At 46.5% G+C, this 23,645-nt stretch carries 24 protein-coding genes and 1 riboswitch; of the genes, 7 read left to right on the top strand and 17 right to left on the bottom strand.

Translation table 11 applies throughout. The features are described from left to right. Positions 1–4: 4 nt before the first annotated feature. The 12 genes from FFM80_RS03680 to larA form a co-directional block, all read right to left on the bottom strand. The gene (locus FFM80_RS03680; protein WP_137639558.1) at positions 5–739 is read right to left on the bottom strand and encodes a gamma-glutamyl-gamma-aminobutyrate hydrolase family protein; all 735 of its coding nucleotides are present in this window, start codon (positions 737–739) and stop codon (positions 5–7) included. 189 nt (positions 740–928) lie between these two features. Continuing rightward, the gene (locus tag FFM80_RS03685) at positions 929–1,945 is read right to left on the bottom strand and encodes a polysaccharide deacetylase family protein (protein WP_223877288.1); all 1,017 of its coding nucleotides are present in this window, start codon (positions 1,943–1,945) and stop codon (positions 929–931) included. A gap of 152 nt (positions 1,946–2,097) precedes the next feature. Next, positions 2,098–3,282, bottom strand: coding sequence for a putative hydroxymethylpyrimidine transporter CytX (gene cytX / locus FFM80_RS03690; RefSeq protein ID WP_137639559.1), 1,185 nt, complete (start codon positions 3,280–3,282; stop codon positions 2,098–2,100). Beyond that, positions 3,279–3,935 (bottom strand): thiamine phosphate synthase, encoded by a 657-nt coding sequence (gene thiE, locus FFM80_RS03695; RefSeq protein ID WP_137639560.1) that lies wholly within the window; start codon positions 3,933–3,935, stop codon positions 3,279–3,281. Before thiE ends, cytX begins: the two co-directional genes overlap by 4 nt. Further along, complete coding sequence (gene thiD / locus FFM80_RS03700; protein ID WP_171001023.1) at positions 3,925–4,752, bottom strand: bifunctional hydroxymethylpyrimidine kinase/phosphomethylpyrimidine kinase; 828 nt, start codon at positions 4,750–4,752, stop codon at positions 3,925–3,927. The genes thiE and thiD overlap by 11 nt, the downstream gene beginning before the upstream one ends. Positions 4,753–4,778: 26 nt before the next feature. After that, positions 4,779–5,570, bottom strand: a complete 792-nt coding sequence (gene thiM, locus FFM80_RS03705) for a hydroxyethylthiazole kinase (protein WP_137639561.1) — start codon at positions 5,568–5,570, stop codon at positions 4,779–4,781. Positions 5,571–5,651: 81 nt separating this feature from the next. Then, positions 5,652–5,757: riboswitch (TPP riboswitch) on the bottom strand. 152 nt (positions 5,758–5,909) lie between these two features. Continuing rightward, positions 5,910–6,740 (bottom strand): ATP-dependent sacrificial sulfur transferase LarE, encoded by an 831-nt coding sequence (gene larE / locus FFM80_RS03710; protein ID WP_137634325.1) that lies wholly within the window; start codon positions 6,738–6,740, stop codon positions 5,910–5,912. 34 nt (positions 6,741–6,774) lie between these two features. Next, positions 6,775–7,488, bottom strand: coding sequence for a D/L-lactic acid transporter LarD (gene larD, locus FFM80_RS03715; RefSeq protein ID WP_137634324.1), 714 nt, complete (start codon positions 7,486–7,488; stop codon positions 6,775–6,777). Between the two features lie 4 nt (positions 7,489–7,492). Next, a complete protein-coding gene (gene larC2, locus FFM80_RS14695; protein WP_379853062.1) occupies positions 7,493–7,981 on the bottom strand; it encodes a nickel pincer cofactor biosynthesis protein LarC2 in 489 nt (162 codons plus the stop codon). After that, on the bottom strand, positions 7,963–8,796 hold the full coding sequence (gene larC, locus FFM80_RS14700) for a nickel pincer cofactor biosynthesis protein LarC (RefSeq protein WP_137639563.1): 834 nt from the start codon (positions 8,794–8,796) through the stop codon (positions 7,963–7,965). Before larC ends, larC2 begins: the two co-directional genes overlap by 19 nt. A 36-nt stretch (positions 8,797–8,832) precedes the next feature. Next, the gene (larB, locus tag FFM80_RS03730) at positions 8,833–9,573 is read right to left on the bottom strand and encodes a nickel pincer cofactor biosynthesis protein LarB (RefSeq protein ID WP_137639564.1); all 741 of its coding nucleotides are present in this window, start codon (positions 9,571–9,573) and stop codon (positions 8,833–8,835) included. Further along, positions 9,573–10,847, bottom strand: coding sequence for a nickel-dependent lactate racemase (larA, locus tag FFM80_RS03735; RefSeq protein WP_137639565.1), 1,275 nt, complete (start codon positions 10,845–10,847; stop codon positions 9,573–9,575). The genes larB and larA overlap by 1 nt, the downstream gene beginning before the upstream one ends. Before the next feature lie 233 nt (positions 10,848–11,080). On the opposite strand from larA, the gene FFM80_RS03740 reads away from it, so the two are divergent. The 5 genes from FFM80_RS03740 to FFM80_RS03760 are packed head-to-tail and all read left to right on the top strand — an operon-like array spanning position 11,081 to position 14,530. Further along, complete coding sequence (locus FFM80_RS03740) at positions 11,081–11,746, top strand: Crp/Fnr family transcriptional regulator (protein ID WP_137639566.1); 666 nt, start codon at positions 11,081–11,083, stop codon at positions 11,744–11,746. A 14-nt stretch (positions 11,747–11,760) separates the two neighbouring features. Next, positions 11,761–12,747 carry a cobalt transporter CbiM gene (cbiM, locus tag FFM80_RS03745; RefSeq protein WP_137639567.1) on the top strand — a complete coding sequence of 329 codons (987 nt, stop codon included), beginning with the start codon at positions 11,761–11,763 and terminating at the stop codon, positions 12,745–12,747. Continuing rightward, a complete protein-coding gene (locus FFM80_RS03750; RefSeq protein WP_137639568.1) occupies positions 12,722–13,543 on the top strand; it encodes an energy-coupling factor transporter transmembrane component T in 822 nt (273 codons plus the stop codon). Before cbiM ends, FFM80_RS03750 begins: the two co-directional genes overlap by 26 nt. A 3-nt stretch (positions 13,544–13,546) precedes the next feature. Then, on the top strand, positions 13,547–14,278 hold the full coding sequence (locus tag FFM80_RS03755) for an energy-coupling factor ABC transporter ATP-binding protein (RefSeq protein WP_171001024.1): 732 nt from the start codon (positions 13,547–13,549) through the stop codon (positions 14,276–14,278). 18 nt (positions 14,279–14,296) lie between these two features. After that, a complete protein-coding gene (locus tag FFM80_RS03760; RefSeq protein WP_137634316.1) occupies positions 14,297–14,530 on the top strand; it encodes a hypothetical protein in 234 nt (77 codons plus the stop codon). A gap of 722 nt (positions 14,531–15,252) precedes the next feature. Here FFM80_RS03760 and FFM80_RS03765 read toward each other — a convergent pair. The 5 genes from FFM80_RS03765 to FFM80_RS03785 form a co-directional block, all read right to left on the bottom strand. Then, on the bottom strand, positions 15,253–16,446 hold the full coding sequence (locus tag FFM80_RS03765; RefSeq protein WP_223877289.1) for a GGDEF domain-containing protein: 1,194 nt from the start codon (positions 16,444–16,446) through the stop codon (positions 15,253–15,255). A gap of 593 nt (positions 16,447–17,039) precedes the next feature. Then, the gene (locus FFM80_RS03770; protein WP_137639569.1) at positions 17,040–19,340 is read right to left on the bottom strand and encodes an NAD(P)H-dependent oxidoreductase; all 2,301 of its coding nucleotides are present in this window, start codon (positions 19,338–19,340) and stop codon (positions 17,040–17,042) included. Then, positions 19,333–20,289, bottom strand: a complete 957-nt coding sequence (locus FFM80_RS03775; RefSeq protein WP_137639570.1) for an FAD:protein FMN transferase — start codon at positions 20,287–20,289, stop codon at positions 19,333–19,335. The genes FFM80_RS03770 and FFM80_RS03775 overlap by 8 nt, the downstream gene beginning before the upstream one ends. An 8-nt stretch (positions 20,290–20,297) precedes the next feature. Next, positions 20,298–21,059 (bottom strand): type I 3-dehydroquinate dehydratase, encoded by a 762-nt coding sequence (aroD, locus tag FFM80_RS03780; protein WP_137639571.1) that lies wholly within the window; start codon positions 21,057–21,059, stop codon positions 20,298–20,300. 21 nt (positions 21,060–21,080) lie between these two features. Beyond that, positions 21,081–21,953 (bottom strand): shikimate dehydrogenase, encoded by an 873-nt coding sequence (locus FFM80_RS03785; RefSeq protein ID WP_137639572.1) that lies wholly within the window; start codon positions 21,951–21,953, stop codon positions 21,081–21,083. A gap of 141 nt (positions 21,954–22,094) precedes the next feature. On the opposite strand from FFM80_RS03785, the gene FFM80_RS03790 reads away from it, so the two are divergent. Both FFM80_RS03790 and FFM80_RS03795 read left to right on the top strand, forming a co-directional pair. After that, a complete protein-coding gene (locus tag FFM80_RS03790; RefSeq protein ID WP_137639573.1) occupies positions 22,095–23,024 on the top strand; it encodes a LysR family transcriptional regulator in 930 nt (309 codons plus the stop codon). A 124-nt stretch (positions 23,025–23,148) separates the two neighbouring features. Next, a complete protein-coding gene (locus FFM80_RS03795) occupies positions 23,149–23,640 on the top strand; it encodes a hypothetical protein (RefSeq protein ID WP_137639574.1) in 492 nt (163 codons plus the stop codon). Positions 23,641–23,645: the final 5 nt, after the last annotated feature.

The following is a 23,645-nucleotide window of genomic DNA, read 5'->3' on the forward strand; positions in this document are numbered from 1 at the left end:
TTGTTTAAGCTTGACTCGCGGCAATAAACCCGTTAAATAACGCGGCCATCGTCGGATTAACTTGCTGCATTTCTTCTGGATGCCATTGAACACCCAATTGCAGACCACCGGCTGTTGCTTCAATCGCTTCAACCACTTGGTCAGGCGCCGTGGCGACGACTTTAAAGCCAGGGGCCACTTGCTTGATCATCTGATGATGAAAAGAATTAACGGCTAATTCACCGGCAGACACATAGCTCGCTAAGGTCGAGTCGGCCGTAACTGTCACATGATGCATGCCATACGCTGGCAATTGTAATTGCATGTGCTTCAGTGTGCCTTGTCCCGCTGGCATGTAGCTCGCATCTTGATATAGCGTCCCACCGTAGCAGGCATTTAAGATCTGCAACCCGCGGCAAATACCCAGGATTGGCTTATGCACAGCATGGACAGCTTTAATCAAGGTAAGCTCATACGCATCACGTTCAGGGTCAATCCCACCAAGCTTGGCTAAGGGTTCCTCACCGTAAGTCAGCGGATCGACATCATCGCCGCCACAGAGCAGCAGTCCGTCAATCAGCCCGACATAACGTGCAATTGTGTCTGCATCTTGCGTGACCGGCAACACCAGTGGAATGCCGCCATTAGCTGTAATTGATCGTAAATATTCCCGGTTTACATAATCCCGTTTACGACCGACAAACACCTGACTATTAACGGTAATAACACCTGGTGCAATCCCAATAATCGGTTTCGTCATGCTATCAACTTCCTTCTCTTTTTGCCATAAAAAAACCTGCATGCTGCCTTAGCACCCAGGAGCGGTAACGGATCAGCCAACGCGACTGATTTCATTAATTTTACATTAGATTTTATGACTACAATTGTCAACTAATACGACCGTGACCACCAAAAAACGGATCTCAATGACTGAGATCCGCGATATGGTCTATTTACCAGCCGTTCGATAATTATTGGCTGCAAAGTATTGTAACCCTGGTAAGGCTTGTTGATTCAATAACTGACTGACCGTCACAAAATGATAGCCCTTCGCCTTGAGTCGCTTAATAATCGTCGGTACCGCCGCGACAGATGGTGCATGGATATCATGCATCAAAATAATGCTACCGGGATGCGTGGTCCGTAAGACTTCATTAATGTCTTTAGCTTTATTCAAATAAGCCCAATCCCGGGAATCCACTGACCAACGCACAATCGGATGCTGAATCTTGCGACCCTCGGCAGCAGTGATGTTACCATATGGTGGCCGCACGTACTGCGGTAATTTGCCCGTGGCGGCATAAATCGCGCGATCGGTTCGAATCACTTGGTTCACACTCGCAGTGGTACCAATCTGACTAAAATCAGGATGGTTCCATGAATGATTGCCAACTTCATTACCCGCTTTGACGACGGCTTGGGTAATCTTGGGATACCGACTGACACTTTGACCAACCTCAAAGAACGTGGCATGGACGTTATTTTGCTTCAAGATTTTCAATAATCGTGGTGTTAAGGTCGGATCTGGCCCATCATCAAACGTTAAGGCAACCGACTTCTTGTATTTCAGTCCAGTGGTGCGGTTCTTTTTTGGTAAGTATCGATTAATCACTTTTCCAGTTAACTGTTGGTAAGGAATCACAATTTGCTTCACCTTAAAGCTATTCGGTAATAAATTCATCCGTAGCCCACTGGCCGTTAACGTGGCCTTTTTCGTCATATGGGTTGGCAGTTTAACTTGATAAACAGCTGCCACCCGACTAGCTTTAGCATGGGTCTTAGTCAAGATTTCCTGACGAGCGGCTTCCCGAATAGCCGCCAGTCGATGGGAATTCTGATTGGTTAACTGTCCAAAAGTAACGGTTGATGCCTTCACAGCGGCTTGCGCGGGCATGGTGCCACCAAGGCCCAGTATCGCTACCGCCACTAGTCCCAAACTATAACGGCTTAACATCCCTTTAATCATGATAAGTCCCCCTTTTTCGTGCTTCATTGACTACGTCTAATTCTACGCTGCCAACCAGGAAAACACACTTACTAAGGCTCGAACTCAGCTGACTATTTTCCGCGTATTTCCCGGGAAATAATTTCAAAATAAAAAACGCCCAACTGGACGTTTTAGTCGTGCTGCAACGGTCGTAATTTGACAACGGTACCTGTTAACCAGACCCCTAAGCTCAATAAAGCCAAAACGGTTAACGTGGTTCCCCAGGGTAATGACCAAACTTGTAAGCCATAATAGCTCACGAGTCCAATGCCCCACCAGCTAAAGTTCAACCATAACGGTAAACTGGCGTGCCGGATGAAGTACGTCACAAAAATAGTTGCGTATAGCGGGGCAAAGACCGACCCAATCAAATAGAGAAAATTCTCATAATAGTGCATCGAAACTAACAGTGCTAGTAACAAACCAACTAACGTGACGATAATTGCAATTGGTTTTAGGCGGCGACTTCCCGTCACAACTTGCAAACTCGTAGCGGCCGAGTAGGTATCCATAAACGTCGTGGTCACCGTTGAAAAGACAATAATGAGTAAGGCGACCAAGCCTAAGCCAGACTGTGTCAGCCAACTGGCAAGATTACTTTGACCCGTGCGTAAGACGAGCAAGAGTCCCGTCACAAACATCGCCACACTCCCACAGCCATAACCGACCGCACTCATAATGGCCACAGTCCAAGGCCGCCGAATCTGCTGCGTATAATCCCCGATTAACGGTAACCATGATAAAGTCATCGTCACATTCAACTCCACCGCTTGCCCAAATGACAGGGTCGTCGTTGCTGGAGCCGGTGTAATCGCTGGTGTTTTGAAGACCATCACCAACATCAGCATCGCGCCAATCACTAAAAGCCCAACCACTGCATTATTAATTCTGAATAATAACGTTGTATCCATTAATAACCAAATGATAATTAGCCCGGCGACGACAAGCGCCATAATCGCTGAATTTTGAAAGTGAAACAGTCGTTGACTGACCCCATTCATGGCCAATTGCGCATTAACAATCATGACCGCCGTCCATCCGACTAACTGTAAGGCATTTAACCCCGCTGCTAGGCGTTCACCAAGTCGTCCAAAAGCCAATTGCACAGTGCCCATAGCCGATTGATGCAACTTGGCACCTAAGTACCCGGCTGGCACTAAAAACAAGCCACACCCAATTAAATGGCCTAATAAGATTGCAGCTAGAGCGGGGCCAAATCCCAAGGGTGCTAACAACGTTCCAGTGACAATTTCTGCAATCGAGATTGCGGCTCCTAACCATAGTAGAAACTGACTACGAATGACTGCTGACTTCATTGCATCAACCACCCAGCCGTCCGCATCGCCGTAACCGTTCGCTGATAATCATTACTCTGTGCCAACATCGAGATCACAGCGGCACCAGCGACCCCTGTTTGGGCCAAAGCAGGAAGTTGGTCTTCCGTAATCCCACCAATCGCCACGATTGGTCGGCTTGAAGCCGTCACTAATTCCTGCAAGTTAGCGAGACCGACCACCGGATCAGCATCAGCTTTTGAGCTAGTTGGAAAGATTGGGCCACTACCGAGATAGGCTAGGCCAGCAACTTGATTGGCTACTCGCACTTCCGCTAACGTTGAACAGGACAACCCAATAAACATCTGCTGACTAACTGCCGTGACCACCTGTTGGATACCCGTGTCACTTTGCCCGACATGAATGCCATCCGCACCAAGCGCCAACGCTAAGTCAACATCATCATCCACAATAAACGGGACGCCAGCAGCCTCACACAACGTATGCAATTGTTTTCCTAACGCTAAACGTTCACTGGCCGTTAATCGACTAGCTCCTTTATCTCGATACTGAAAAGCGGTGATACCAGCCGCTAGTGCGCGCTTTAAAACGGTCGTTAACCGCTGACCCGGTATATCTTGCGTCCCACAGACAAAATAAGCGGCTAATTGCTTTTGGTCGAAGTTAATTGACATATTTAGTCACCGCCTGACTAGGTTGTACCCAGTGGTTTAATGGCCCATGACCATGGCCAACTTGAATCGTATCCGCAATCGCTGCTGCGACGAACCCTTTAGCCGTTTGAATCGCCGTTGCCATGGGTACCCCTTTGGCTAATTCAGCCGTTAAACAAGCTGATAACGTATCACCAGTGCCGTGTGTCCGGATTGTGTTGGTTCGCGGTGCCGACAGCCAGAATGATTGCCCGTCTGCCAGCAACACGAAATCGCTGGCGGTTTGTGGATTAGCACCATGCCCCCCTTTAATAATGACGTTTTTTGCGCCTAATGCTTGGAGCGCATGCCCCGCCGCAATCATCCCCTTAGTATCGGTAATCTTCAGCCCAGTTAAGGCCTCTGCTTCCGGTAAATTAGGGGTGACAACGGTTGCTAACGGCACCAACTCATCCCGCACCGTGGCAATCGCAGCTGACGCCAGTAACGCAGCGCCCCCCTTAGCAATCATCACCGGATCAACGGTCAATGGCCCGAAATCGACCCGCTTTAAATTTTCAACGACATTATGCACGTGTCCCGCATCCGCCAGCATCCCAGTTTTACAAGCCTTGATTTTAAAATCCGCTGCTAGTGACGCAAATTGCTCATCAACTAATTTGGTTGGCATCGCCATAAAGTCTTGCACACCAAGCGTGTTTTGCGCCGTGACCGCCACAACCACCGCTGTCCCAAAAACATGCCGTGCCTGCATCGTCTTTAAATCGGCCATCACACCAGCACCACCACCACTATCAGTCCCAGCAATCGTCACTACTTGTGGAAATTCATTCACCATGTTACTACCCCGCATCCTTCTAAAATTTAATCAACCACTGCAATTTTGCTTAATTCAGCTGGCGTTACCAAATGTAATTTATCAATCAACAACATTGCAAAGGTCCCTGGCCGACTAGCGGTTAATTGCGCCGCCACGAGCTCGCCAGTCCCCGCTAAAACGGTCGCTGCTGTCGCTGCGGCTGCCAGTAAATTTTGCGGTTGAACCGCGGCAAAAGCTGCCACAAGACTGGATAATAAGTCCCCGGAACCCACATGCAATTGAAATAATTCAGTCCCATTGTGTACCCGAACAACTTGCTGACCATCCGTCACAATATCAGTGGCGCCCGATAAGACCACCACACAGTGATACTTCTGCGCACAAGCCTGTGCCATCGCAACCAGATCGCCACTACCAGTCCCCGCATCAATACCTTTAGCCTGCCAATTCCAAGCTGCTAAAGCCGCAATCTCACCCGCGTTACCGCGAATAACATCGGCGTGAACCGTCCGTAACAAGGTCTGCGCTGCTTGCAGGCGATACGGGACCGCCCCAACAGCGACTGGATCAAGAATAACCGGTTTATGTTGCCGATTAGCCGCCGCACCAACAGCTCGCATCTGCGCTAACTGTAATTTAGTTAATGTCCCAAGATTCAAGCACACTGCGCCCGCAATTGTCACCATCGCTTCAGCTTCATCAACTTCCGCCGACATAATCGGCGAAGCACCTAGGGCATTTAACCCATTCGCCACATCTTGCACCGTGACATCATTCGCCAGCGTTAAAACAATTGGATTCTGTTGCCGCAACGTCGTTAGTAAGTCTAAAGTCATCATTTTTCCTCCTATAATTCGGTCACGCCAACAAAAAAGCGCCCACCGATTCAAAATTTCTTTGAACCAGTGGTCGCTAAATAATCAGCTGTGACACTTTCCCTACGCAAGTCTGAACTTACAGGTTCAAAGGGATCGGTGTTAACTCACCATCTCAGCCCAGTCATGGACACCCCTAGTGTTTGTATTAGTTTCAGTGTACCGGTTGTAAGCGTTACCGTCAATGAAGAGTAACATTTAACTTGCCGCTACGGTTGGTCTGGAATGATGCTGACCCAACCAGAGTGGCACAAAAAAAGAGCCTGGATTTTAATCCAGACTCCGAAGAACGATTGCTGATTAAGCAAAAGTTGCTAATTGTTGTTTTGTTAAGGTGTCGTTCATGCGACCACTACGGAAACCGCCTAAGTCTAAAGTAACATAACGGAAACCAAGCGCTTGCAACTTACGGTTAACACGGTCGTTGAAGACCAAGAAATCACCGATACGGGCTTCTGGTAATTCTACACGGGCGATATCACCATGGTAACGAACCCGAACTGTTGGGAAGCCTAAGCTACGTAAGTACTTTTCAGCAGCCATCACTTGGGCGATGTTTTCATGAGTTAACGTGGTGCCATAAGGGAAGCGTGATGAAACTGAGCAAGACGCAACTTTGTTCCAGTTGTTTAAGTCAAGTTCTTGGGCCAAAGCACGAACGTCAACCTTGAAGAAGTCAGCTTCTTGTAACAAGCTACGAGCGCCGGCTTCAGTCCGAGCTTTCAAGCCGGGACGGTAGTCTTGTTCGTCGTTTTTGATCATACCGTCTAAGACAGCGTCGCTACCGTTTTCAGTAGCTAAGTCGTTCAAACGTGTATAGAACATCTTCTTAGCATAGTACCAGCTATCAGCGGTGTTATGTTCAATATGTTCGTCACTCAAGTAGTCCAAAGTCGTGGTTTGGACATTAGCACCTAATTCTTCAGCTAAGCTAACGGCTTTGTCGAATTCTTCTTCAGTGAATAATTCAGAGTTAGCAACGACTGCGGTCACGTTATCGCGACCTAAAACGTTTAAGGCCATCTTCAAAACGACCGTACTATCGATCCCGCCAGAAAATGCAACGGTGACCTTGTTCATCTTTTGTAATAAATCTGTTAAAGCTGCTTTTTTTGCTGCTAAAGTTGTCATAATTAAAAGCCCTCTTCTATTTTATTTTTTTACTTTAAATTCCGAAAAAGCCATGCATGAACCACGCGGCCACGGCTGCCCCAACGAAGGGGGCAATCCCAGGCACGATAATCCCATATTGCCAGTCGCTATCAGCTTTATTGGCAATTGGTAAAATCGCATGCGCGATCCGGGGACCCATGTCTCGAGCCAGGTTCATCGCGAACCCAGTTGGACCACCAAGTCCCATCCCAATGGCCCAGACTAACAAGCCGACACCAATTGGCACAACACCGGGTGTTTTGACTGTTGAAATAGCCAAAATACCGGAGATAAAGATAAAGGTATCAAAGAATTCCACGAAAAAGTTGCGTGGTAAATTCCGAACGGCTGGTGAGGTACAGAACAAGTTACGAATCGTAATTGGTGAAATCTCATCAGTCGAAGCTTTAAAGTGATCCGCATACATGATCCAAACAATCACGGAACCAACCACCCCGCCTAAGACTTCGGCTACGGAATAAGGAATAAAATCAACCCATGGCAAGTTGCCCAATAGACATTGTGCTAAGACCATCGCCGGATTAATGCAAACATTACCGAAAATAAATAAGGCGATACTAATCCCAAAACCCCAAGTCGTGATGGCAAAGATATGCCCGGAACCACGATATTTAGTCCCTTTAAGTACCGTACTACAGTGAACCCCAACCCCAAAAATAATCATCAAGGCTGTGCCCATAAACTCTGCTACTAATGCGTGAAACAAGTGATTACTCTCCCTTCGCCAGTTGACCGGCTGCCGCCAAAGCCGCTTGGTAAACCGTCATTAGTGGAATTTGATGCTTGCGCGCCAATTGGGCACAATCATCAAATTCCGGTGTCTTTTTTTCAATATCATCATAGGTTGCCACTTTTAACTGCACCGCCCCATACGGTGTTTGGACCGTTTCAAAGTGCCGCTGCATAATGGCGCGTTGCCAAGTCTGATACCGTACCCCAATGGTGCTTGTCTCGGCTAAAATCAACTTGGTCAGCGCAGTTTTTGCGAGCGGATTACCTAAGACAGATAACTTTACCGCTGGCCGATCCTTCTTCATCTGGATTGGTGTGAAATAGACGTCATACGCCCCAGCTGCTAATAATTGCGTCATCACATAACCTAAGCCTTCGCCCGTTTGGTCATCTAAGTTCGCTTCAATGAGTAAGACCGCGTCCTTAGTTTCGTTAACGATTTGATGACTTAGTTTTTTTTTTCGAATAATACCGCGCGCAAGGCGTTGAAACCGCCTGTGTCACGCTTACCAAAGCCATACCCAACTTTTGTTGGATTGGCCTCCGTTGGTAGTGGACCGAAGTCGTGGACCAACGTCTTAACCAGCCCCATCCCAGTTGGGGTAATTAATTCGGTATGAATATCTAATCGTTGTTGAATTGGAATGGCACTACCAACCCGCATCTGCATCACTGCTGGAACAGGTACTGGCATTTGACCATGCGCAACATTGATAAAACCACTACCATCAGTTAATGGCGATGCTAAGATCGTGTCGATCTGCATCAATTCCAAGGCCACACAACAGCCAACGATATCAACGATTGAATCTAACGCGCCCACTTCATGGAAATGGACATCCGCTAACGGCATGTTGTGTACCGTGGCTTCAGCTTTAGCAATTTCCGTAAAAATGGCTTTTGAACGCGCCTTAACTGTAGCCGATAACGCACTAGCATCAATCAAGGCCGTAATTTCGGTTAAATGCCGAGCATTATGGTGATGGTGATGATGTTCAGTTTCAGCGTGATCATGGTCATGATGATGGGCCACTTCGGCGGTGTCATCGTGATGATGGTGTTCAATGAACCCATGATCCTTGCCGCCAGCAACTTGCACATCAAAGCTGGTCCCATAAATACTGCTCTTCGCCAACCGGTCACTAGTCAATTCGTAACCGCTGACGTGTAATTTAGCTAATTCCGTTTTTAACGCCTCGAAGTCAAGGCCTAAATCTAACATGGCCCCTAAAAACATATCGCCGCTAATCCCAGAAAAAGCATCTAAATAAAGTGTTCGCATAAGTTACTCCTCTAAATATCTAAGTTACCCAACGCGTTACAATTGATTAATCATGCTGGCCGAATAAGCCGCCCCGAAACCATTATCGATATTAACGACCGTGATACCCGAAGCACAGCTATTCAACATTGTCAGTAACGCCGTTAACCCTTGGAAGTTAGTTCCATAACCCACACTCGTCGGCACAGCAATCAGGGGTTTGTCGATCAGCCCCCCAACAACACTAGCGAGCGCGCCTTCCATGCCGGCAATCACAATCACCACTTTAGCACCGCGGATGACATCCAGCTTAGCAAAGAGACGATGAATGCCAGCAACACCAACATCATAGACCCGTTCAACCCGGTTGCCAAAAGCTTGGGCCGTCACAGCGGCCTCTTCAGCAACTGGCAAATCCGACGTCCCCGCAGTGACGACCGCAATATAATCAGTCGATTTAGGGGTTGGCATCGCGCCAACGGTCATGCATTTCGCCGCTTCATGGTATACCGCGGTCGGCAAGGCCGGTTGTAACGCCGCAAACTTCTCGGCCGTTAACCGAGTCGTTAAGATTGGTGTGGTTTGTGGCGTCATCGCTTTGATGATCCCCGCAATTTGTGGGGCCGTTTTACCGGCACCATAAATCACTTCGGGAAATCCGTTGCGGTGCTGCCGGCTTAAATCAACATTGGCAAAGCCTAAATCGGCCGTTTGAGTCGCTTCTAATTGCGCGGTTGCCGCCGTGGGACTTAATTGACCGGCAGCTACTGCTTCTAAGATTTCCTGCGTCGTCATAATTATTTAACAATAACCCCCAAACCGTCAGGCACAACGGTCACTTTGGCAGCTTTACCTTCACGGGCATAGGCTTTTTCCATGGCTTCGTCTAAAGTCTTGGCTAATTCCATATGCATCCCGGTGATTAAGTCAGGATCAACTAAATCTGAAACGAAGATAACATGATGATGCACTAAGATCCGAGCAAAGATTTGCGCCGTCCATTGGTCAGGAATCGTCTTCAACCGTGGTGTGTTAATCGCTTTGTCTAAGAATTCCTTAGGATCGTCAACATCAGCTAGGTTATGGAAGAAACCATCGCCACCATGACCATCGCGGGCACCGGCAACCATCACAATGGTTCCGCCTTCTTTGTTGGTCGCTTCGGCAGCGGTCATCCCTTTAACAGCTTGGTAGATGTTTTGGTCAAGTGGGTAGCCACCATTGGTTGAGATGGCAATATCGCTATCAATGGCCGGTACACTGGATAAGCTTTCAACAAAGTCACAACCGACTTTGTGAGCGGCTTCCATGTCACCCGCAAATGACCCGATAATCTTTTTATCTTCATCTAAAACGACGTTGATAATAAAGGCTAATTTAGCCGTCCGGGCAGCATAAACCATGTCTTTATGAATTGGGTTATGCATTAAGTTCCCGGTCCGAGCCTTTGATGAATTAATAAATTCACCAGAGTGGTTCGCCATGATAGTCTTGTAATAAGAGACCCCAGGTAAAACGGATTTCCGGCCGCCAGAGAAGCCAGCAAAGAAATGTGATTCGATAAACCCTTCTGAGATTAATAAGTCTGCTTCCGCAGCGACTTTATTAATGATACATTCCCCACCAGATGGTAAGGTCCCGATTTTGACACAAGAGTCACGATCGGTAGACACATGCATGACGATTTCTTCATTGTCAACGATTTCAGAACCATATTTGTTAACTAATTCTTCATGGGTTGATGGCCGATGGAAACCAGTTGCAACTAAAATACGAATACGGGCATCGGGCGCAACAGAACGCAAACGCCGTAATAAGATTGGTGTAATAATATGTGAAGGTACTGGCCGAGTATGATCAGAACTAATAATGACAATATTCTTCTTGCCCTTAGCGAGTTCTTCCAGCTTTTGTGAACCGATTGGGTTGTCTAACGACTTCTCGACCGTTTCCTTTTCTGAAAGTTTGTTATGATATGTTGCAGCTTGTGAGACGAGCTTACCAGCGAAGTTTTCATCAGGAATTTCAGCGGTAATCCTGGTTTTATCATATGGTAAATCAATTGATACCATGTCTTTTGGCCATCCTTTTTTTGAATTGTTTTTTGCACGTGCTTTTAGTTATACTCGTTCACTAACCACTTGTCCGTTACATTTAAAGTTTTCAAAAAGAGTTAACAAATGTATACTTAAAATGCGATTGCCGAATTTTTTAAAACCGGTATGATTAGCAACATAACTAATCGTGACGGGGTTTTGGCAATTACCAGCCTCCTAAATCACTCACGAAAGAACTGAAAACTAAGATGGTATTAACTGATATTGAATATTTATTAAGCTATTTGGAAGCCCATCATGTCCCGACAATTCAAAAGAAGCGTCATACTTATTTGACTTATCACGGCTTAGCCGAACACTATACGTATGTTTTAAAAGATGGCATCATTAAAAACAGCATTATTTTACAAGATGGCCGTGAATTTAACTTGTCCTATATCGCCAAGCCTGATGTGATCTCACTACTGCGTGATGAAGTCTCCCGATCAACCGATCAGCCCTTTAATGTTCGGATTGAATCCGAATACGCGACCTTTTATCAAGTCAATCGCGTGGCCTTTTGGAAATACGTCAACAGTACGCCCGAACTACAAAATTATGTCAAAAATTACTATCGTAAGAAGCTGTCAGAGAACATTCTGCGCTTACAGCGAATGGTGATGAATGGCAAGAAAGGGGCCATTTGCTCTTTTCTGTATAGTTTAGTCGATTTGTTTGGACGTAAGATTAAAGCGGGCGTATTGATCGATTTTGTGGTAACTAATGATGACATTGCTGGTTTCTGTGGGATTAGTTCCCGCAGTAGCGTTAACCGCATGCTCAAAGAATTACGCGAAGATGGCGTGCTTTCAGTCCAAAATCATAAATTCATCATTAAAGATATCAGTTATCTCTTAGATCAAATTGCTAATTAGCAGAGGAGATTTCCATGCACATTCCAGATAATTATTTAAGTCCCGCGACTTGCGGTACCTTAGCGATCGCTATGGCGCCGATTTGGACCGTCGCGGTACTCAAAGTCAAAGTTCAAATTAAACAACATCGCGAAACCTTGCCAATGTTAGGCATTGCAGCAGCCCTTGCTTTTCTGATTATGATGTTTAACTTACCGATTCCCGGTGGTACGACGGCGCATGCGGTGGGTGGCACCCTGTTAGCAGTCCTCATCGGGCCGTGGGCAGCTTGTTTGGCCTTAACCGTGACCTTATTACTACAAGCGTTACTATTCGGTGACGGCGGTATTCTGGCCTTTGGGGCGAATGCCTTTAACATGGCGTTCATCATGCCATTTGTCGGCTACGCTTGTTACCGCCTTGGTCAAAAACTGCATCACGAAAAGATAGGCTTAGCCATTGGGGCATACCTTGGGATCAATACAGCGGCCTTAGTTGCTGGGATTGAATTGGGCTTACAACCACTACTCGCGCACACCGCCAGTGGCGCCCCGCTCTATTGCCCATACGGCTTAAATATTGCGGTACCCGCCATGCTCGCAGCGCACTTATTAGTCGCTGGCTGGGTCGAATTAGTCTTTACGTTATTGGTTTACCAGTTTGTTCAAAAAGTGGCGCCCACTAACCTCTACCAGACGACCCCTAAAACGAGTCAACGACCTTGGCTTTACTTATTAGGCGGCATGGCACTCTTGACGCCGCTAGGGCTACTCGCCAGCAATACTGCTTGGGGCGAATGGAGTCCCAGTGAATTAAAGCACTTATTAGTCCAACAACACGTTGGGTCGACCGTACCACAAGGCATGGCGCACGGCTTTCATTTTCAAGCGCTGTTTAGCGATTATGCGATTGCGGGCTTACCGGTCAGCGTCGGCTATATCCTATCAGCGTTGACGGCGATTCTGATCTTCTTACTCTTGATTCGAGGACTGCAACATGACCAATCAACCTTCAAAAACTGATTTACCAACGTGGCTGCAAACACCCAATCAGCCAATCACCAAACGGCATCGGCAACCGTTTTGGGCGCGTAATCAACGGCACTTACAAGCACTGCTTGTTCGATTAGCCCAACCAGCGCCGGCCATTCCGGCGACGCGCTGGCAATTGGCGCCGCACATCAAGCTACTGCGCTTAGGGTTACTGTTACTGCTGATTGCGCTGATCAATAACGGCCTCTTCCTCTGGGGATTGGCACTACTGCTAGGCGCCCAGTTACTCATCTTAGCCCCCAGTCAGTTGCGTCGTTTCTTACGCAGTTGGCTATTCAGTAGTCTGATGGCAGTCATTATCGTCTTGCCGACTTATTGGCTGAATGGTCCCGCCACGTTACTCTGGTTCGGGTTTAAAACCAGCTTGATTTTGGCCAATGCACAATATTATCGCGCCACAACTAACTTTCAGGATCTACTGACGGGCTTAAAAACCTTGCATTGCCCGGATGTATTCATCATGACATTAGCGATCGCGATCACTTACTTGCGTATGCTAGGCAACTACCTGTTACAAACTATGGAAGCCCTTAGCTTGCGGACCGTGGCCCCCGCCAAGCACCCTTATCGTTTAATTGGGGCCCTCTTTGGTAACTTATACTTAAAGAGTTATACCTACGCGTTAGCGCTATATGCAGCGATGGAAGCGCGGGGCTTTAACGGCCATTATGCGAAACCCGCTGCAAAGCCAACCCGTTGGCGTGATTACCTGTCACTAAGTCCCTATGTGGCGCTAATGGCGCTGCTGATTTTTTGGAGGAACTAACTAATGCCGTTGATGACTTTAGAACAATTGAGTTACAACTATCCCAACACTCAAGGTCTCGATCACTTAGACTTAACGATTCAAACCGGGGAATTCGTCTGCTTGCTGGGGCCCAATGGTTCTGGCAAGTCGACTTTACTGCGAATTCTCAGTGGGCTGGCCACTGCCAGCACGGGGACTTATCGCTTTAATGATCAGGCGATTACGGCTGATTATTTGCGTGATGCCACGAAACGGCAACAATTACATCAACAAATCGGCCTTGTCTTTCAGAACACAGACGTTCAGCTGTTCAATCCCTCGGTCACTGAAGAAGTTGCCTTTGGGCCGCGCCAGCTAGGCCTCAGTACCGCTGAAGTCACACAACGGGTAACCGATTGTTTAGCATTAACAGATTGTACCGAACTACGCGAACGGGTTCCCTATCAGCTCTCCGGTGGTGAAAAAAAGCGGGTCGCTTTAGCCAGTGTCTTGGCCTTGAATCCGAGTGTGCTATTATTAGACGAGCCATTGAACGGGCTGACAATTGCTGCCCAACAACAATTGCTAACGTTACTATCACGTTTACAAGCGGCTGGTAAGACCATTATTATGGCCAGCCATAACTTCCAACAAGTTCAAGCTGTTGGTCAACGTTTCATTATATTTAATTCTGCCCACCAAATTGACGCGGACGTCGCTGGCAGTGTGCTTGCCACCCAGCCAGAACGCCAAGCGCAATTGATGACTTTATAACTTAAGGAGTTGGAGAACTTGATGAATCCAAATGGGGCCATTCACCGTGGCTGGAACCGTCGCGTCGTTACCGGTAAGACTTTAGCCGAATGTGACGAACGCTTGGTCAATTATTTAAATGACCAAGATTACGGTTCTGGCGAATTCGTCGTTTTACATGAAAACGACGGAACTAACCAAAATACCGGTTATGACTTACCCGACGGCGATCATTGCTACATTAGCTTTTTGATCTACAATAGTCGGCTTTAATCACGAAACAAAACGACCTCGCAACTGAGTTTTAACTCAATTGCGAGGTCGTTTTGTTTCACATGGAACATTTGATTAGCGCTTAATAATCAGATTAAACCGCCACTCTGGTTAGTCCAGAATCAGCTGGAACGTGGTGGCCACGTTTGCAAGCCAATTCTAGCCCACCCGACGTTAATTAGCGAGCAGCTACAACCGACTGATGATTTTTCACCAGTTACGCTTGGTGCTAGTTGGTTTAAATTGTCACTCTGGTTGGTCCAGAATCGGCTGGAACGTGGTGGCCACGTTTTTGAGCCCAAAAGCGGTCTCAAAAGCCGGGCTTTATCTAAGGCCGGAAAATCACCGACCAAGATAAACGACACCACTGAGCCAATTCTGGCCCGCCCGGCGTTAACTAACGGTAATTGAAAAATTAACGATTGATTACTTTCAGTTCAGTCATTTAGCCGAGAGATTGGTTCCTAAAATGCTCAGCCGTGTCGTTGGCTTTAGTGTGAGTAGTCTGCTCGGACTTAGGCCAAGGTCAGTTTTGAAGACTGGGCTTTGGCTTCAAAATGGCCCATGGCATTTCAGCGTTTTAGGAACCAACCAGCAGGCGACAATTTCAACTAGCACCAAGCGTACCAGTTAACTTAGCCGTATCGTTGACCTTAGTGTGAGTATCTTTATCAGACTTAGACGAACAAAAAACCGCCAACTAACTGTCAGCGGTTCAAGTTTTAATTAGTGATCAAGGTCTTACCTTCAACGGTGACCCGATTACGACCAGCTTGCTTCGATTGATACAAATAATGATCAACCCGGGCAAACCAATCACTAAACGTTTGATCCTCTGGTTGTAATTGAGAGACTCCAAACGAAACCGTAATATGCAAGGCTTGACCATCAAAATCCAACGTTCGTTGTTGTAAATCCGAACGAATCGACGAAACAATGGCCGCCGCTTCAGTCACGGCTACCGACCGGAAAATGACGACAAATTCTTCCCCACCATACCGAAACAATTCGCCATGCGTTTGTTGAGCCAACAGTTCTTGTTCAAAATGTTGCGCCACATACTTCAAGACCGCATCACCAGTCGTGTGACCATGCAAGTCATTGAATTGCTTAAAGTGATCAATATCAAACATTGCCATCGTAATTGGATTACGCGTCCGTTTACGATACACTTCAAACACTTCGGCTTTCACCGTATCAAAATTACCACGATTACGGACACCGGTTAACTCATCGAAGTTAACTTGCTGACTTAACGCCGAATAGCGTTCCAACACGCGGCTCATCCACTGAATTCCCCGATGTAATGCCCCAATGTAAGCCATAAAGATAACTAACATCAAGACAGTAAAGAACAAGTTAAACGGATGAATCGCCCAGATAATGAACCACCAAGTGCCTCCATAAATCGCTTGTAATAAGAAATACTGCCACTTGGAAGCCATCACTTCCGTTCGATGCCAGGCAAAATAAACGATTCCAGCAATCAGTAAAGTCACCATAACGGCAAAGATCGGCGCATACCGCCAACTAGACCCTAAGTAGATCCCTTGGCTGTAGATGAAGACCGGCATGATAATATTCAGCATACCAATTGCTGGGCCCCACATCGTATATAACGCAAATAACAAGATCGTTAGTTGCGCGGTCGCATAAGACCAAGTCAAGACCGAGCCATCATTGATCGCGTAAAACGTCGATCGAATAATCAGCATACTCAACAAGACACTTGCCGTCTCAACCACATGAACAATCCAAGTAAAACGGCGCCGGCGAATTTTTAACGCCCGATGTTCTAAAATATATGTTCCTACTGACATTAAGGCAATCAAGCCAGTCGTCATAAACGCAATGATAACTGTTTTCATATTAAAAATAGCTTCGAAAAACAGCACTAAATGTTGATCAATTTGCACATTGAATACCTCGTTGTGTGATTAAATCCTAAATATAGTCAACAACTATAGTAACACGAAATGGTCACTTATCGTTAGTGACCAAGTTAAACGTGCAAAATTAATCGTAAATCCAAGTAACTAAATACGCTTGATGCTAGTTGGCTTAAATTGCCACTCTGGTTGGGCCAGAATCGGCTGGAACGTGGTGGCCGCGTTTTCGAGCCACAGAACGGTCTCGAAAGCCGGGCTTTATCTAAGGCCGGAAAATCACCGACCAAGATAAACGACATCACTGAGCCAATTCTGGCCCGCCCGTCGTTAATTAACGGATATTAAAAAATTAACGATTGATTATTTTTAGTTCAGTCATTTAGCCGAGAGATTGGTTTCTAAAATACTCAGCCGTGTCGTTGGCCCTAGTGCGAATGATCTACTCGGATTTAGGCCAAAGTCAGTTTTGAAGATCGGGTTTGAGGCTTCAAAATGGGCCATGGCGTTCCAGCGTTTTGGAATCCAACCGGCAGGCGCAATTTCAACTAGCACCAAGCATAACTAAATAACGCTCGTCACACCGAATTAGTCGATATAACGAGCGTTATTAGGAATTATTATTAATTTGCCATTACTGGCGCAGCTTCATCAGTTTCGATAAACGTCAAGAAGTTGTTAAAGCACTGTTTTAAGAACGCTTCACTCCCGGCATCATTCAAATGGCCTTGGTCATCGAATTTGTCAGCAGCTTGTGGCAACATAAATTCATTGCCAGGCAGGACTTTTGCATTGACCCCGGGTGAATCTAGGATTTGCCGTAAGTTCATTTGGGCGCGAACCGTCCCTTGAATCCCCAAGGACGTCCCAACAATCATGACTGGTTTGTCCTTGAAAGGATGTTCTTGGCAAGAGAGCCATTCCAAGGTACTCTTTAACGCCGCCGGAATCGCATGATCATATTCCGGCACCGCAATTACAACCCCATCAGCCGCATCAATCTGTTGACACAAAGCAGTGACGTTCGCTGGTTCTGCATCGACATCATCTTCTCGGAACAACGGGACATCGCTAATTTCGGCAATCTCAAAGTTAACTTGGTCACCGAATAAGTTCTGCATTGCCTGCAATAGCGTCCGATTATATGACTTCGTCGCATTCGTTCCCATGAGACCAACGACGTTTAGATCTGTCTGCCCAGCCGCTTTTTGCCGGTCAGCATTGGCGCTCGCTGCAGCTCCGGCCACATAGCCTGAGGAGATGCCCCAAGTGTTCATCATACTTGGCATTGAATCATGACCATTCGCACCGCCAGCCACTTCACCAGCCGCATAATAGTTTGCAACTGGAACGGCATCTTTAGTAATGAGTTGTAAGTCCGGCGTAGTGACCGAATAACCACCGAGCGTTGTTGCAAACCGCCCGCGTTGTTCAACCAAATAATAAGTGTCGCCATCAAATGAATGCAAGTATTGGGCATCGCGGTTGAAGTCGGGATCTTGCCCCGCTTTTGCATAGCCTTGATACGCCGTTACCGTCTTTTGCAACGTGTCAGCATCAATACCAGCTGCTTTAGCAACGGTTGCCAAATCACCTTTAACAAAAATAGGCGTTTTATCTTGATGATCAAAGAAGCCTTGAATTTCATTAGCCGTAAAGTCATGTAAGACTAATAAGTCATAGACTTGTTTCCAAGTTCGTTCGTCCATTAACATAAACGCGACTTTATCAGGTTGCGCCAAGATAGCATCACGGAAGTCACTATAGACCGCGGACTCATTCACAATCCGTTGGCCCTTAGTATTGACGTATAACGCCCCCATATCCGTGGCTTTCTTCGACGCATACGTGGTCAACTTTGCCACGCCGGGTTCAACTTCAACCCCATGCGGATAGACTTTATACCAGCCTAAATCATGGGTTTGCAGGTTTAATTTGCTGTTAAACCCATAAGCATCACCAGTCGAGGTCATTGGACCATAATAGTCTAAGCCCTGACTTTCAGCACCCCGCATCTTTTGGCTGGCACCATGACCACCTGTGGCTAAAACAATCGAACGGGCCTTGATCTTAACCGGGGTTGCATGTTGAACAGCGGTTAAGCCATTGAGTTCACCCTGCCGATTAAACGTCAGCCCTTCAACCCGCGTATCCAGTAGCGTCTTGCCACCATGATCATTAAAGGCCTTTGACACCTTTTGAATCAGCTCATAGCTGCTAGCGGTTGGAAGCTCAATCTGCCGATTAATCGAATGTTCTGGCGTTTGCGTTTGCGCTTTTTGATAATCCAACCCAGCAAAGTCACTAATAAAATCAATTGCCGGACCAATGTTGTTGACCATGACATCCGTCATTGCTGGATAATTTGTGTGTTTACTTTCGCGCGCCACATCATCCGCCAAAGCTTGGGGGGTATCATGGTTGTCACCAAAAATCTTGGTCGCCACTTTTGACCCAGTTGCAGTCACATTAGAGCCGTTTAAAATGGTGGCACCCCCGAGATAGCCATTCTTTTCTACTAAAATAACGGATTCGCCCTTAGTTAAAGCCCGACAACCAGCTACTAACCCAGCTTCACCACCACCAATAACCACGACATCGGCACTTAAATGTGTCGTTGCAGTAGTCTTAGCCGCTTTTGGTGCCGCCGTTAACTGCACATCGGCTGCCTTGACCGCCTTTTTAGCAGAATCCAATAAAGCTTGGGTCATGACCGTTGCGCCACTAATGGTATCCACATTAAAGGATTGTTCGGTAATCACACTCTTTTTCAATTTGTCGATCACTTGATTAAAAATACCAGATGTTTCAGAATGCTTTAAAATTTTTAAATCTTCAATTTTATTATCGTCAACATCAACTTCATAGTTGATGATGCCGTTATGGCCCATCGCTTGGCCTTTAATTTGTTTTGTGTCACTCATATGCGTACACTCCTTCACTCAAATGCTGGAGACCAGCCGTTGTTTGAATCTGTTGGTTTTGATCAATAAAGATAGCTTCAACGTTCGGTAGCCGGTCAATTAACTGCCGACCTGCCGTCGCGCCCTTAAAAAAGGCCACCGTTGATAAAATTTCGGCTAAAGTTGAACTGGTCGTCACGATTGAGACTTGTTCAATCGGCTTTTCAACCGGATAGCCAGTCTGCGGGTCTAAGATATGATGGTAAAGCTTAGTCCCCACCTTAAAATAACGCTCAAAGATACCCGAAGTAACGACCGTTTTAGCCGGTGTCACTAACTGCAATGCTGGATAACCACGCGGGGCTTTAGGGGCTTGAATCCCGACGACCCACTGCCCAGTCGGCGTCAGTGGATTTTCACCCAATATTTTGACGTTACCACCCAAATTCACAATCGCGTGGGTCACGCCCGCTTGTTGTAATTGTAAAATCACCTGATCGGCAAAGTAACCCTTGGCAATCGCACCTAAGTCCAGCATCATGCCGGGCTTGGTTAACCAGACTGTCTGTTTAACGGCATCCAGTTGCACGTCAGCTGGGTTCATTAAGGCCAGTCGCGCTTGAATCGCGGACTGCGATGGCACTTGTTGACCACCAAACCCAATCTGCCATAACTTGACTAACGGACCAATCAGCACATTAAAGCTATCCTGATAGTCCCGACTAGCCGTGATGGCCGCTTGAATCAGTTCAAAACAAGTCGAGCTGACAGTGACTGGCGCATGACCAGCCTGTTGATTGATCCGCATTAATTCAGAATCAGGCCGGTTCATCGAAAAGAACTGATCCATCTTGACCAAATAGTCATAAACCTGTTCAATTAGCGGCTGGTTCGGGGCAAATAACGTGATCGTAACGACCGTACCGAACATCGTAAATTGCGATAAATACTTTTTCTGCACGGCCACCACGATACCTCCTAACTAAGCTTCAACGTTTGCAGCATTGGCCGTAACCGTTCCAGCGCGATTTGGCCGGGCGCTGAACCAGCCCCAACGGTCGCAAAGGATAAGCAGGACCCAAAGACTTCACCGGCAACCCGAGAGACTTTCCCCAGGTCACCCATCGACATCGTAATCAACGGTTGCGTTAACTTCTGCCGCGCTTGGTTGGTAGCCGTGAGTAACGCTAACACATCATCAACCGATTGGGGCATCACCGCAATCTTCAGCACATCGGCGCCAAGTTCGGCCATCCCGGTCAGACGCTTGACGATTTCCGTCACACTGGGCGTCGCTTGAAAATCATGGTTACTCATCACGATGACGATCTTTTTAGCGTGAGCAGCCACAACGGTTTGTTTAACGGCCGTTTCGTCATGATAGCGTTCGACATCAAGAGCATCGGTAAAGCCACCATCAATCACCGTTTGGCAAATCTTAAAGTAGTCAGCTTCAGTGGGCAATAACAACGCCCCACCTTCACCTTGCGTCCGAAAAGTCGTTAACAAGGCAATCTCACCAATCGCTTGTCGAATCTGTTGGCCGGCAGCCACTAATTTTTCTGGATTTGTCACATCTTCAAAGTAATCGATGCGCCATTCCACCAAGTCAGGCTTTTCAGCTACGATGGGTTTTAGTTGCCGTAATAACGCCGTTAAGCTCCGACCAGTAATTGGCACGGCGAGTTTCGGTCGATCAGCGCCCAATTGAATATTTCTTAATTTAACTGGTTGTGTCATGATTAACATGACTCCTCTCGTTTAGTCGTTGAATAAAATATCGCGAATATAGTCAACTGGCATTTCTTTACCCGTCCAGAGCTTGAAGGCAGCAGCGCCTTGTTCGAGCATCATACCGAGACCGTTAAAGATATGTGCCACACCAGCTTGTTCAGCCACTTGCATGAGTTTCGTCGTCCGTGGTGCATAGACAGTATCAAACACGATTAAGTCTTTGCGGAACCAGCTTGGGTCAGTGACCAAAGTTTCATTTTCAAGTGGCTTCATTCCAACACCAGTCGCATCCGTATAAATAAACGAATCGGCAATTTCAGCCTTTAAATCATCACGATTTTCCAGTTCATGTAAGGTCGCCTTGCAGTTCGTTTTTTCATTAAGTAAGGCAACATTACGTTTGGCGTTTTCCCATGATTCATCATGCCGGTTGAAAATCGACATTTCACTGACACCATCTAAAGCAGCTTGAACCGCAATCGCCGTTCCGGCACCACCCGCACCAGCTAAGGTCATCTTATGGCCACGGATGTCCAACCCTTCGTCGTCCAATGACTTCATAAACCCAATCCCATCAGTCGTGTAACCGGTTAAAATTCCGTCGTCGTTAACAATCGTATTGACCGCACCGATCATCTTAGCCGCTGGATCGAGCTTGTCGAGGAGTGGAATCACCTTTTGCTTGTTAGGCATTGAAATATTGGAACCGCGCATATCCAAGGTCCGAATGGATTGAATCGCGGCCGGTAACGTCTCATTAGTCACTTCAAAAGCCAGGTAAGCATAGTTCAATCCCAACTTAGCAAACGCGTTATTGTGCATGGTTGGTGACATTGAATGTCTGATTGGATAAGCCATCAAGCCAATTAAAATTGTGTGTCCATCGATTCGTTCCGTCATTTCAAATCACTCCTAATTTTATTTAAATGTTAAATTGTTACCTAATTCACTTGCTATGTTAGCAGTTTCATTTATTATATTAAATAGGGATACGTTGTTTAATCAATAAATAATATCTATCGTTCATAAGGAGATGCGCCAATGAATTTACGCCACCTAGTTTTTTTCAAAGAACTTGCTCGCACTCAACACATGTCGCAGGCCGCGGAAAACCTTGGTATTTCGCAACCGTCACTAAGTTACGCCATTAAAAAGCTCGAAGACGAGCTCGGCGTGCCATTATTTGAACCCGATGGCCGCAATATCAAGCTCACACAACTAGGCGATCTCTACCTAAAGTATGTAACCGCTTGCTTAAATGATTTATCACAAGGTAATGATTTGATCAGTCAATTAATGGATCCAAACCAAGGCCACGTTAACTTTGGCTTCACTTATACCATGGGTCAACAGCTAGTGCCAGAGCTGGTGACGAACTTTAAAGGTCAGACCAATAACCATGAAATCACCTTTACAATGGGGCAAAGTAACTCTGGCCATTTACTACAAGATTTAGATGATGAAAAGTACGACGTGGTGATTGCCTCACACGTTGCTAAGCTAGGTGAACAAGATACTGAAAACCGCTTCGAGTTCATCCCGATCGTCCAACAAGAAATCATGGGCGCCGTTCCCGCTGACAGTGACCTAGCGCGTAAAGAGCAGCTAACCGTCGCTGACTTAGCCGCCTACCCGATGATTATCTTCTCGAAAAACAGTGGCCTACGACCTTTAATCGACCAGATTCTACAGACGGCCAAAGTTGAGCCGCAGATTTTGTACGAAGTAGAAGAAGATCATACCATGGCCGGCTTCGTGCAATATGGCCTCGGAGTCGCTTTAATGCCTTACTTGCCGTTATTGGACCAAAACCATATCCGGTTACGGCATTTGGCTGATAACCAACTGAATCATCAGATGTATATGGTCGTGAAGCAGAACCGCTTTATGACACCGTCTGTGCATCGATTTGTGGAGTTTGTACGCAGTTACTGTTGGCAGCATTATACGAATATTGGGAAGATGATTTAACGCAAATCGCCAGCTTGAATGATCATTTCGATAATCAAGCTGGCGATTTTATATTTTTCATTCATAACATAATCAATATGCTAAAATTAGTTTGCAACATTTTGAAATTACGAGGGGATATCTAATGAAACAACATCGTTTATGGCTAGTAATCTTACTAGCTAGTTTTAGCTTGCTGATTAGCCTGAACACGTTGACTGCCAGTGCCAAAACGGTTTGGTCTTATACCACACCAAAAGCACTGCGGGGCACATGGTATGACGGTCACTATACGATTAAGGGATATAAGCATTCCATTGGCGACTTACGATATGGTGACAAATCACAAACCAACTATTCTTCGATTTCTAATAAAATTATTGTTGGTCATGCTCATCATCATTCCATTTACGGCTATCGAGATCGCGTTTATTTCCGGGACATCAAACCATATGCACACCAGATGGGCGAAATTTACACACCAATTGTCTTTAAGTACAATCATCGCCACTACAAGGGGCTTGATGTCACCGGCCATGCACCAGATAATATCTGGACACGAACAAAACTGGGTAAAACAATCAGTTTATCTGGCTGGCATTCACATAAAGTGGCTTTAGTTCATTATGGTTGGTAAAAGGA

Origin of the sequence: Lactiplantibacillus dongliensis (assembly GCF_005405105.1) — a bacterium.
In the GTDB taxonomy this organism is placed as follows: domain Bacteria; phylum Bacillota; class Bacilli; order Lactobacillales; family Lactobacillaceae; genus Lactiplantibacillus; species Lactiplantibacillus dongliensis.